The organism is Lactococcus sp. UBA7128 (assembly GCF_002492185.1).
Taxonomy (GTDB): domain Bacteria; phylum Bacillota; class Bacilli; order Lactobacillales; family Streptococcaceae; genus Lactococcus; species Lactococcus muris.
Map to the genome: position 1 here is coordinate 1 of NZ_DKXK01000003.1, position 11,227 is coordinate 11,227.

Here is an 11,227-nt window from a genome sequence, read left to right on the forward strand (position 1 = left end):
TTTGATGAGAAAAGCGGAGGGGACCTCCATGTGGGGTAACTTCTGGCTTCCGTAACCAGTGTCCGAAAAGTAGACAAAAAAGCTCCAGTCTAGGCTAGAGCTTCTTGACCTCATGATACTATATTTCTAATCCTTAATCACTTTCACTTTTTCACCAAAAAATTCTTTCGCTTTACTGACAAGCAGTTCCTCTTCGTCTTCTTTAGAGCCTGTCTCGGCAACTATTTCAGTATTTTTCTCTCCTTTTTTTAGGTGCATCACATACTCTTGCCGGACAGACTGCCAATCTTGTTCCGCCAGAGCAATAATCTCCGGTGAAAAACCTAAGATGGAGGACATAAGATTTCCAAATGTTAACTGTAAATTTTCATTTTCAGCTACACGTTTAGCTAGATTTCCATGGGGGAAAGTCACAACGACAAAGTTGCTTGATGCTGCTACAGGCGCTGTGTTATTGATTAACGCACGCTCTGAAGGCTTTGTAAAACTTGAAACAATCTCTGGCCAAGCCCCGAAAACAGCTTGACGTGCTTCATTTGTTGCTTCTCTTAACGCTTTAAAAATCAAGTCTTGATTTACTTGATATTTTTCTGAACTCGTTTGCAGCTTCACTTGACGCTTGATTTGCACTTCTTGACTTATGGAAGATACAGAAGGCTTATTTTCAACTTCTGCCAACTTGGCCTTAAGCTCCCGAAGCTCTGCTTTTATAGCTTGAAGTTCCTGCGCCAAATCCTCTGAAACCGCCGCGTCTTCTGCAGGATGAGAAGCACCGGCATCCACTAAGCGCATCGTCATGACATCGGCAGCAATTTTGCTTTGCGTTGTTTCTTTGATAATCTTCAAGGACTCAATCGCTATATTGATCCATTGATAAATTCGCGCCCGAGGTATCTTGTTGTCTTCCTTCAAAAGCAGGTCACGGAAATAGGTTAGAAGATCTTCTGTGAAGCGCAACATATTTTTACCTTCAAGAAAAATCTTCTCTAAATCCGCCAGTGCTGAGGTCACATCCGAATCTGCCAGCGCAGAAACATAAGAAACCAGCGCTTCGTTGGCAATTGAACCTGTTACGAGTAGAGCATCTTTTTCTTCAAGTTTACCCTCTGAAAAACTCAACGCTTGATCAAGTAAACTCAAGGCATCACGCATCCCACCTTCCGCAGATTTAGCAATCACATCAAGGGCCGCCTCTTCAAAGTCAATCTTTTCATCAGATAAAACTTCCGCTAAATGCTGATGAATATCACTAGTCGTAATAGCTTTGAAAGCAAAGCGTTGCACACGACTAATAATCGTTGCTGGGATTTTTTGCAACTCGGTCGTTGCTAGAACAAAGACAACATTATCCGTTGGTTCTTCCAAAGTTTTCAGCAAAGCATTGAAGGCCCCTGTTGACAGCATGTGAACCTCGTCAATGATATAGACCTTGTAAGTCACGCGATTGGCTACATAAGTGGATTTGTCACGGATTTCTCGGATTTCATCGACACCGTTATTTGAAGCAGCATCGAGCTCAATAACATCTTCTAAATTTCCTTGGGTAATCGCTTGACAAATGTCACACTTGTTACAAGGCTCACCCTCTTTTTGATTGGGACAATTGATGGCTTTGGCAAAGATTTTTGCTGCTGAAGTTTTCCCAGTCCCTCTTGGACCGCTAAAAAGATAGGCATGAGAAATCTGGCCATTCATAATGGCATTTTTCAGTGTTGTCGCAACAACTTCTTGCCCAACCATTTCGTCAAATCTTTGACTACGATATTTTCTATATAAAGCTTGATAAGCCATTTTTCATTCCTTCTAGTAAAGATCTGGCTCTGCGCCAAGACCAAGTTCTTCATTGATACGGAAAAGAACATCACGCGCAAGGATAGACTGATCAATATCTGTTGAATTATAATTTTTCATGGCCTTGTAAACTGCCCAAACCCTTGCACGAATAACTGTTGCTTTATCAGCTTCAACGGCTGAGAAAAATATCTTTCTCTGTTTCTCATCAAAAATTTCCCAAGCGATTGTCAAGTCACTGGCGGGATCTCCCACAATCAAAACCTCTGTCTCAACCACACCAGAAAATTTATCCTTAGTCACCCAAACTGTTTCCAAATTCAGATTGCCATGTAACACCACTGGTGATTTTGTCCAAGGGTTCCTGCTTGCTTTCTCCCAATACATACGAAGGTCTTCCACCGGCACAACTCTCTTCATCTGGTCTAGCAGGGTAAAAAATTCTGCTTCAATAACCGGCAGCATTAACTCTGCACTCTGTGCTCCAGTCGCCTCCAACTTGTGCAATTGATAAATAAAGTTTCCCAAATCTTGAGCAAATGCCTTGGGCTCCGCCAAACGGTTAAAACCCACTGGCGTCCCTTCCTTATCTTTAAACCTATCTCTGATAAATTGATTTACTGTTTCTTTCATCTTTTCCCTCACTCAAAAAATCTCCAGTCCGTCCTATCTGATAAAATCTGACAGAATTCTTCAAGATACTTCTGATCAATATCGTCATAAAACGATAGCTCAGCGGCATCCAAATCTAAAACACCTTTGAGTTCCCCATCTTTGACAAGAGGCACGACAATTTCAGACATTGCACGACTGTCACAGGAGATATAGTTTTTATGTTCCTTAACATTGTCAACGATTAAGGTTTGACGTTTAGCAGCAGCCTCCCCACACACGCCTGCTCCCAACTTGATTTCCACACAAGAAACACCACCTTGAAAAGGGCCTAAAATCAACTGTTCACCATTATAGAGATAAAATCCCACAAACACTTGTTGAGGCAAAAAGCTATTCAAGAGGGCTGCGGCATTAGACAAGTTAGACAATGTATAGTTCTGTGCCGAAAGAAGTCCTTTCAACTGATTATTCAGGAGCTCATATCCTTCAACTTTTTCTTTTTTATTCATTGCTTCATCAAACTTCCTTTAATCAAGCCATTTCTGGCTCTGTTTTTTTACAAAAGGACCAGAAAAGGACAAACGTTTTAGCATTAAGCCCTTTACAATCTCTGATTAAATTATATCAAAAAAGCGCCTTCTATTAAAACATGGAGAAGCAAAAAAGCAGATTGCTCTGCTTTTAGAGTGTGGACAAGTAAGCCTACTTTCCTCCCTTTGAGTTTTAGAGTTAAATTTTTCTACTCCAAAGAAAACTCAAAATGGATTTTTTATTTTTTGAAGCTTTTCGCTAAGTTCAAAGCAGCTTCCCCTGCTTTACTTCTAACCTAATAAGCCAATAACAAGCCCCATCACAAGCAGACCAATCAATCCGTTCACAAGATGAAGACCAATCAGTTTTTTACTTTGCCCACTGTAAGCTGCCAAGACGAATTGCCCAACACCATAAAAAGCCAACCAGTTGAGAAAAGCCATCATAAGTGCCGCCACCAGTGGACTGACACCAAACGTGCTTCCAATACCTGCCGAAGCTGTTTTTACTGCATGTGAAAGTCCAATTGCCATGAAGACTCCCACAAGAATCGTCCCACCAAATGTAAAAAGCATATCTGCAGCAGACATTTTTTGTTTTTCCATTTTTTCCGCCATACCGGACTCTTTAGCCCAAAAACGCCCCCAGACATGCATAGGATTATACAATAAACTTTCGACCATAACCCATGCTAAAGTTCCAGCAAAAATACCTAACCAATTAAACATATTCATCACCTGCTTCTATATTTCTCAGAGTAAGCACCAATCACTGTTAGTAACCCTAATCTTTTTACATCCTATAATATTAACGAAACATTGTCAATCAATTTCAAAAAAAGACATCTTGGCGTATAAATACTCAGGATACAATTCAATTGCTTCCACTTTCAACAGTTTGTCCAACAGTATATTTGTTTACCTCAGCCTAATATGAACAAAATTCATCGATGCATCAACTAAATTCCGGAAGGTGTAATGAGGACTTGAAATATGCTAAAATAAAGCTATGACTTTAGAAAATATCCGGAAGGAAATAGATGCCTTAGATGAACAAATTCTTGGGCTTTTAAACCAACGTATGTCTCTCGTTGAAAAAGTTATTGCCGCCAAGGAGCAAAAAAACTTACAGGTGCTTGATGCAGCACGGGAAAAGTTTATTCTAGAAAAAATTGAGAATAAAATAAAAAATCCCCAATACGCTGCTTCCATCCAATCTATTTACAAAGAAATCATGAAGCACTCTCGAGATTATCAAGAACAAAAACGCCTTAAAGAATAATCTCCCGAAAAATGACAATAAAAAATGGCCCTCATGTCTAGGACTCCATTTTGAGAAATTTTGAACCAATATGACTTTTTCAGTAAACTACTAAAGAGCTAGTTTCCCTTTCATACTTGAACGTAAGGCCATATACTCTAGCTGTGGCAAGTCCAAGAGAATGACTTTGCTATTTTCCAATTCATCCGTAGAAAGTAAGGCGTTCAAAAAACCTTTGATCTCAGTGGTTCCAAGCTCTAAACACGCCACAAAAATAATATGCTTGGGAGCTTCTAACCCTCCAATGAACTGTGAAAAATCCGTTGAGGTAAGAGCTAGCTCAGAGTCTTTACGATGCACGACAGTTAAATCTTCTTGATCTGATAAATATTTTGCCGCAAAGTCATCAAAGAGAGCCATGTTTACAACATCTCCTTGCACTTCAGAAACCGCATAAGCTCCTCTTTCTTGCATAGCAATCTTAAGGACTTGCCCATATTCTACCTTGTCTATGATGCTTTTCAAATTTTCTTTTATATCCATAGGACTAGTTTAGTCTTTTTAGTAGGAAAATTCAAAAAAAGCACCTCAGATAATGATTATTGAAAAAAGTTAGCTTGTCTCCCCACAAAGAGAACCTCAGACAAAATCCCCCTAAAAATTAAAAAAACGCTTAACCATGGGCATAAGCCTAGATTGGTTGAGCGTTTTTGTGCTTTAGTTGAAATCAGCTAGCCTGCCATTTTTCAACAGTCTCCAAGGAAGATTATCTATTTTTAGTAAAGTTCCAAATAGTTATCAATTTCCCATTGGCTGACAAATTGCGCATAGCTTGCCCACTCGATCTTCTTCGCTTCCACAAAATTAACGAGAACATGATCGCCCAGAGCTGCAGTTACCACCTCATCTTCACGAAGAGCTTTAACCGCATTGTGCAAAGTTGACGGCAAGTCCGTAATACCATGTGCCTTGCGTTCACTTTCAGTCATAACATAGATATTTTCTTCCACAGCTTCTGGTGCAGCAATTTTATTTTCAATCCCATCAAGACCAGAAGCAAGTAGAACAGCCAAGGTCAAGTAAGGATTAGCCGATGGGTCAACTGAACGAAGCTCCACTCGTGTAGACATTCCACGTGATGCTGGGACACGAATCAAAGGCGAACGGTTGCGCCCAGCCCAAGCAATGTAAACTGGTGCTTCATAACCAGGAACCAAACGCTTATAACTGTTTACAGTAGGATTTGTAATAGCTGTATAGTTGTAAGCATGTTTAAGTAAACCACCGATAAAGTAGTGCGCCACCTCAGAAAGTCCCATCTCTCCTGCTTCATCATAGAAGGCATTTTGACCGTCCTCTGTAAAGAGCGACATGTTACAGTGCATCCCAGAACCGTTGATACCAAACTTCGGTTTGGCCATGAAAGTTGCGTGTAAACCATGTTTACGCGCAATTGTCTTTACAACAAGTTTAAAAATCTGAATATTATCACAGGCCTTTAAAGCATCGGCATATTTAAAGTCAATCTCATGCTGACCAACTGCAACTTCATGGTGGCTGGCTTCCACTTCAAAGCCTAAGTCCGTAAGGACGTTGACGATTTCACGACGTGTATTTCCCGCCAAGTCTGTAGGTGCGAGATCAAAATATCCCCCTTTGTCATTCACTTCTAAAGTTGGCTCTTGATTTTCGTCAAGTTTAAAGAGGAAAAACTCAGGTTCTGGTCCAAGGTTGAACTTTTTAAAGCCCATTTGTTCCATAGTTTCAAGGTTGCGTTTCAGCACTCCACGCGGATCTCCTGGAAAAGGCTTGCCTTCTGCTGTATAAACATCACAGATAACTCCAGCTACCTTGCCGTACTCGTCCCCCCATGGAAAGATAATCCACGTGTCCCAGTCTGGATAGAGGTACATGTCTGATTCATTGATGCGGACAAAACCTTCTATTGAACTGCCATCAAACATCATCTTATTGTCAAAAAGTTTGTTTAATTGTTCGTCAGTTGCTGGAACTTCTACATTTTTCAAAGTTCCTAGGATGTCGGTAAACATCAAGCGCAGAAACTTGATATTTTTTTCCTTGACGTCACGACGGATATTTTCTGCTGTGATTCCCATAATACGGCTCCTTTTTAAGAGTAAACGATACTTCCTTTTATGTAATATTTTCTTACATGCGCGGCTGGTTGAAGTGAGTTGATGTTGAATGTCCAAAACGCCCTTGTTGCGCAAATTCGCGTTCCAAAGCAAGATGCACTTCGCTGATAGAGAGATTTTTCATTGCTTTTTTCTGTCGTTGAGCATAGATACGTTTAATATCTGCAATATTATTGCCCTCAGATAGTAAATCTGCGATATCAAACACTATCTCAATATCATTAAGAGAGTACATCCGGCGGTTACCTTCGTTACGCTCTGGAAAAAGTAAACCTTGTTCCTCATAGTAGCGAATCTGTCTCGCACTCAATCCTGTTAGTTTCATAACAGTGCCAATTGGCAGCACTGCTAGAGAGTGCCTCAATTCACGTTCTTTCACCCGTTATCTCCTCAACTTCAACTCTATGGCATATTATAAACCTAGTTTAAGCTCTTGTCAAAGGTTTATGTCACATTTTATGACATATTCAATCATTGTTTTCTAAAATTTTTAAACAGCCTTCTTTTACTAAGGCATAAGTTTCCTCAAAATCTCCTGTATACCAAGGATCGGGAACGGATTTTTCCAAAAGCATTTTTACTTTATTTTTTTGATCTGCTGGCGCCATTTTTTCCAAATCCCGTTTATTTGAGGCATCCATCGCAATGATTTGATCAAAGTATTGAAAATCCTCTGGCGTAATCTGCTGACTGCCTTTTTTCTCGTCAAATTTAATGTCATATGCCTTTAGAATAGCGCGCGTCCCAGGATGAATGGGGTTGCCATGCTCCCAACTGGATGTCGCTCTGCTCTCTATCTCATAAGATTTTCCCGCTTTTTCAGCCAAATCTTTCATGACAAACTCAGCCATCGGGCTACGACAAATGTTCCCTAAACAAACAAATACTATTTTTTCCATGTCTTCATTATAGCACATCCAATGGCATAAAAATCACCAGTTACAAACTGACTCTTTAGTTGCCACTTTTAGAAGAGTACCGCAAGCGTAATATATAAAAAATACTCCAGATTGAGTATTTTTTCAATTTTCTTGATAAGAATATCCTAAATGTTCATAAGCCTTTGCGGTTGCTTTCCTTCCTTGCTTTGTCCGCACAATAAAACCTTTTTGAATCAGATAGGGTTCATACATATCTTCAACAGTTTCCTGATCTTCAGCAATGTTAACTGCCAGAGTTCCTAAACCAACTGGTCCTCCATTGTACATTTCAATCATGGTACGCAAGATTTTCTGATCTACATAGTCTAGACCAGCATTGTCCACATCTAAAATTTGAAGTGCTTTATCCGTGATTTCTTTATCCACACGACCATCTCCCATGATTTGCGCAAAGTCGCGCACACGTTTTAACAAACGGTTGGCGATACGTGGTGTCCCTCGGCTACGCAAAGCAATCTCAAGTGCTCCTTCTTCAACCACCTCTACCTCAAATATATCTGCAGTACGTTTGACAATCTCTTCCAAGTCACGCTCAGTATAATACTCCATGTGTGCAGAAATTCCAAAGCGAGCGCGCAAAGGATTAGACAACATCCCTGCTCGTGTCGTTGCACCAACTAAGGTAAAAGGTGGTAAGTCTAAATGGACCGAGCGGCTTCCATCACCAGAGCCCAGCATGATATCAATGTAGAAGTCTTCCATAGCAGAGTAAAGGATTTCCTCAACCTGCATGGGCATACGGTGAATTTCATCAATAAAGAGGACATCGCCAGGTTCGAGTTCATTAAGGATCGCGACCAAGTCGCCCGGCTTTTCGATCGCTGGACCCGAAGTTTGCTTGATATTGACCCCGAGTTCATTAGAAATAACAAAGGCCATGGTTGTTTTACCCAATCCCGGAGGACCAAAAAGAAGCACGTGATCCAGTACTTCCTCACGTAGCTTGGCTGCTTTGATAAAGATTTCGAGTTGTTCTTTAACCTTATCTTGACCGATGTATTGGTTGAAATATTGCGGACGTAAGGACTTTTCAACCAGCGCTTCATCTTCAAGTGGTGTTGCGGATAGATTTTCGTTCATTATTTTTATTATAGCAGAAAAGATGGTTCTGTGTTAAGTCTATTTATTTTTGTAATTCACTCCAAAACTCATCCGTTAGCTCATGGATGGACGGTTTTTGTTTTACTTGAGTAATATGCTTTTTCTCTTTTAAATCTTTGAGAATATTTTTTAGTTTTTGCCGTGAGATTCCGATACCTACGGCAATATCTGCATCCGTAAGAACATCTAAACTATCATACATTCGAACTTGTGCTAGAGGGTAGATAACTGAACGTTCATCATTAGTTTGTTCAAGTTTTTGAATATTCTTCTGCAAGGTATCAAGCTTGCTCTCCCATTCTTTCAAAGCACTTAAAATTTTCTCTTGAGCCTTAAGTAAAATATCAAACATATCCAAAATAAAAGATGTTGCTTCACCTGCATTTTTGGGATGAGAAGTTTCCTGAAAAGCTTTATAATACTTATTCTTATTTTCTAAAATAGCTACAGATACTCCGATTGCAGATAAATAATCTAACTTTCGAGCGAGGTAAGAGCAAAGTATAAAACGTCCAATTCTTCCATTTCCATCATAAAAGAGGTGAGTATTTTCAAAATAAAAATGACTAATAAATGCCTTTTCAAAGGTCGGTATATCATCCTGATTCATAAACTTCACGAGATGAGCAAGACGTTTTTTTATGATTTCTTGCCCTTCTGCTCCTTGGTGGACTTTTTTGCCCGTCCTTTGGTCAACGATAAATACAGGTTCACTCCTAAAAAGCTCTCCCGTGCTCAATTTATCCTCTTCAGCAACTTCATCTTTGAGTAAATTTTCATAGATTTCTCTTATATCTTCAATTGTTGTAATCTGACTAAATTTAGATTTTCTAAAATTCATGTATTGATAGACAAGACTTTTAAATCTTTTATCTTCTTGAGATTTTTCAAGAATAACACTAATGGCATCACGTATTTCTTTTCGCGTACTTTGAACGCCCTCAATATCATTGGAGGCTTTAATCTCTTCAACAAGTAGATGATAAAAGATATTCTTTTTCGTAATCTCAGGCAAACTGTTCATAAGTTTATCAATTTGTCGTGAATTTTCGTTAAACTTGTCTTTGAGTAACGATGTCTGAGGAAGGACGAGAAAGAAAAGTTCCATCTCTTCTTTTAATAAAAGTTCTTGTTTCGTATCAAAAGCTTGAAAGAAAAGCCCTGTGAATACACTACTTTCACTTTCTTTTCTTTTTTCCACAATCATCGGATAGTTTTCAAAGTCATTATAGCTTATCGCACGTAAGGTCGAATATGTTTTCATCAATTCCTCCTCATCTCTATTTGATAAAATATAAAATAGCAAACGATGTTGGTGCTTCGCTTGCTATTATAGTTTTTGTAAATGTTTTAGTTTGTAGGTTGGTGAATGATGAGAGCGGGGCGGACGCCTCCATGGGAATTAGAACCTGTCATGGTCGAACGACCAAATAACGCACCCTCACTGATCCCCCATGCATGACCATCAGGCGTAGGGGTACGAAGCTGCCACCAACGAGCATCGGCAGCTTCACGAGCTCTATGAGTGGGAAAAGGACCTGCAGCAGTTGATAAACGAACAACATCCGCAAAAGAAAGAGCAAAAGCTCGTTGTGTTGTCCCTCCAACAACCGTTCTGTCTCCTCTAACAGCATCAAATCTGTTATCATTCCATTGTAGAGGTAACCAACGTACACCCCCTGCTGTCCAAGGTGAAGCATCTAACTCTGAAATACTTGGCACGTTATTTGGCATAACTACTGGACGAACTATGGCTTGAACTGTATCATCAAGCCCGCCATACCAAGAAGCAAGTGCTACCTCTTGGTTAGAAAAATGAACATTACGGAGAGCATCATTTCGAATAATCATATGGTCTCCATTACCCATATCCTCAAGATAACGATATTGCTCACCTGCCATCGTAAAGATACGTCCTGGTCTCATGGTAGAGAAGTTAAATTCAGAAGGTGCACTACTCTCATTTGGTGCGGGATTTGGTCCATCATCAAACATCACTCCGTTATTAATTCCTGTCAGAAATTCTGCCAGTAATACATGATTGTTTCCGCCATCATTGAGAAACTCATTTCTTTGATCCGGACTTATCAGCTCGCTTTCAACATTGATGGCATAGTAAGAAAAACCGTTAAAGACCGTCTCTTCGATAGCATCCGTCATCACAGCGGCATCAAGTAGGTAAGAGGTTGCTTCCCCAGGTTCTAGACGATTGGCCCAGTAAGCCCAGCCTGTTTGCTGGTCAATGACCCAGAAATTACCGACTTTATTTTCATCTGGGAGAGTTTCCCATTGCTCTATCGTCATCGGGGCACGCTCTTGCTCGAGGTTTTGTGCTGTGGTTCGTGTCGCTGTTGCAGAGCCAGGCCATGTGATGCTTTGACTGCCGTTCGTGTAGCTTGTACCTGACGACCAGAAGCCATCTGTTCCCTCACCGGGATGAGTCGTCCCGTCGGTACTGCCATCTGTAGCTCCGCCACCTGCAATCCAGTCACGGGCATGTCCTGCGGCAGCTGTCCTCTGATCTAAGTTATCATGGTTAAAAGTTGGGAGATACCAAGGTGCAGTTTGTCCCTCCCTGCTCCAGCCAAAGCTTAACTGAGAGTAGCGGTCAAAAGCATTGGACGCATTGTTATTGGCGCGGTCATTTATATCTGTAGCGCTTGGTATCCAGCGGGTCCAAGAGCCGACATTTTCACGACTGGTTCCACTCACTAAAGGTGTAAAATTATCTTCATTTCGTTGCCGAGTTTCCAGAAACTCGGACAGGCGGATACGTGCCATGATTGGACGCTCGCCATAATTTTCGATAAAGACGTCCTTGTTTTCCGTGTC

12 protein-coding genes are annotated in these 11,227 nt (G+C 40.5%); 1 reads left to right on the plus strand and 11 read right to left on the minus strand.

Features of this window, described 5'->3' with window-relative positions; all coding sequences use genetic code 11:
• Positions 1-126: 126 nt before the first annotated feature.
• The 4 genes from dnaX to B4H39_RS00520 form a co-directional block, all read right to left on the minus strand.
• Positions 127-1,791 (minus strand): DNA polymerase III subunit gamma/tau, encoded by a 1,665-nt coding sequence (dnaX, locus tag B4H39_RS00505; protein WP_251422920.1) that lies wholly within the window; start codon positions 1,789-1,791, stop codon positions 127-129.
• Between the two features lie 12 nt (positions 1,792-1,803).
• Positions 1,804-2,424, minus strand: coding sequence for a phosphotransferase (locus tag B4H39_RS00510; RefSeq protein WP_251422923.1), 621 nt, complete (start codon positions 2,422-2,424; stop codon positions 1,804-1,806).
• A gap of 8 nt (positions 2,425-2,432) precedes the next feature.
• The gene (locus tag B4H39_RS00515; protein ID WP_202230321.1) at positions 2,433-2,915 is read right to left on the minus strand and encodes a GAF domain-containing protein; all 483 of its coding nucleotides are present in this window, start codon (positions 2,913-2,915) and stop codon (positions 2,433-2,435) included.
• Between the two features lie 312 nt (positions 2,916-3,227).
• On the minus strand, positions 3,228-3,665 hold the full coding sequence (locus tag B4H39_RS00520) for a DUF1761 domain-containing protein (protein WP_202230322.1): 438 nt from the start codon (positions 3,663-3,665) through the stop codon (positions 3,228-3,230).
• Between the two features lie 280 nt (positions 3,666-3,945).
• Here B4H39_RS00520 and B4H39_RS00525 point away from each other — a divergent pair, with 280 nt between their 5' ends.
• Entirely contained in the window at positions 3,946-4,218 is a 273-nt protein-coding gene (locus B4H39_RS00525; protein ID WP_202230323.1) for a chorismate mutase, read from the plus strand.
• Positions 4,219-4,308: 90 nt separating this feature from the next.
• Here the strand turns inward: B4H39_RS00525 and B4H39_RS00530 are convergent, their stop codons facing one another.
• The 7 genes from B4H39_RS00530 to B4H39_RS00560 all read right to left on the minus strand — a co-directional run.
• Positions 4,309-4,740: a hypothetical protein gene (locus B4H39_RS00530; RefSeq protein ID WP_251422926.1), complete on the minus strand. Its 432-nt coding sequence runs from the start codon at positions 4,738-4,740 to the stop codon at positions 4,309-4,311.
• Between the two features lie 233 nt (positions 4,741-4,973).
• Complete coding sequence (gene glnA / locus B4H39_RS00535) at positions 4,974-6,314, minus strand: type I glutamate--ammonia ligase (protein ID WP_202230325.1); 1,341 nt, start codon at positions 6,312-6,314, stop codon at positions 4,974-4,976.
• Positions 6,315-6,366: 52 nt separating this feature from the next.
• Positions 6,367-6,732, minus strand: coding sequence for a MerR family transcriptional regulator (locus B4H39_RS00540; RefSeq protein ID WP_165713993.1), 366 nt, complete (start codon positions 6,730-6,732; stop codon positions 6,367-6,369).
• Between the two features lie 88 nt (positions 6,733-6,820).
• Entirely contained in the window at positions 6,821-7,252 is a 432-nt protein-coding gene (locus B4H39_RS00545; RefSeq protein WP_202230326.1) for a low molecular weight protein-tyrosine-phosphatase, read from the minus strand.
• Between the two features lie 123 nt (positions 7,253-7,375).
• The gene (gene ruvB / locus B4H39_RS00550) at positions 7,376-8,374 is read right to left on the minus strand and encodes a Holliday junction branch migration DNA helicase RuvB (protein ID WP_251422929.1); all 999 of its coding nucleotides are present in this window, start codon (positions 8,372-8,374) and stop codon (positions 7,376-7,378) included.
• A gap of 43 nt (positions 8,375-8,417) precedes the next feature.
• A complete protein-coding gene (locus tag B4H39_RS00555; RefSeq protein WP_251422932.1) occupies positions 8,418-9,659 on the minus strand; it encodes a Fic family protein in 1,242 nt (413 codons plus the stop codon).
• 86 nt (positions 9,660-9,745) lie between these two features.
• Positions 9,746-11,227 (minus strand): hypothetical protein (locus B4H39_RS00560; RefSeq protein ID WP_286927472.1); only part of this gene is annotated, 1,482 nt, incomplete at its 5' end.

Excerpts from the sequence above, each read along its gene's own strand:
- dnaX (WP_251422920.1), bottom strand. The coding sequence starts at position 1,791 with ATGGCTTATCAAGCTTTATATAGAAAATATCGTAGTCAAAGATTTGAC.
- B4H39_RS00510 (WP_251422923.1), bottom strand. The coding sequence starts at position 2,424 with ATGAAAGAAACAGTAAATCAATTTATCAGAGATAGGTTTAAAGATAAG.
- B4H39_RS00515 (WP_202230321.1), bottom strand. The coding sequence starts at position 2,915 with ATGAATAAAAAAGAAAAAGTTGAAGGATATGAGCTCCTGAATAATCAG.
- B4H39_RS00520 (WP_202230322.1), bottom strand. The coding sequence starts at position 3,665 with ATGTTTAATTGGTTAGGTATTTTTGCTGGAACTTTAGCATGGGTTATG.
- B4H39_RS00525 (WP_202230323.1), top strand. The coding sequence starts at position 3,946 with ATGACTTTAGAAAATATCCGGAAGGAAATAGATGCCTTAGATGAACAA.
- B4H39_RS00530 (WP_251422926.1), bottom strand. The coding sequence starts at position 4,740 with ATGGATATAAAAGAAAATTTGAAAAGCATCATAGACAAGGTAGAATAT.
- glnA (WP_202230325.1), bottom strand. The coding sequence starts at position 6,314 with ATGGGAATCACAGCAGAAAATATCCGTCGTGACGTCAAGGAAAAAAAT.
- B4H39_RS00545 (WP_202230326.1), bottom strand. The coding sequence starts at position 7,252 with ATGGAAAAAATAGTATTTGTTTGTTTAGGGAACATTTGTCGTAGCCCG.
- ruvB (WP_251422929.1), bottom strand. The coding sequence starts at position 8,374 with ATGAACGAAAATCTATCCGCAACACCACTTGAAGATGAAGCGCTGGTT.
- B4H39_RS00555 (WP_251422932.1), bottom strand. The coding sequence starts at position 9,659 with ATGAAAACATATTCGACCTTACGTGCGATAAGCTATAATGACTTTGAA.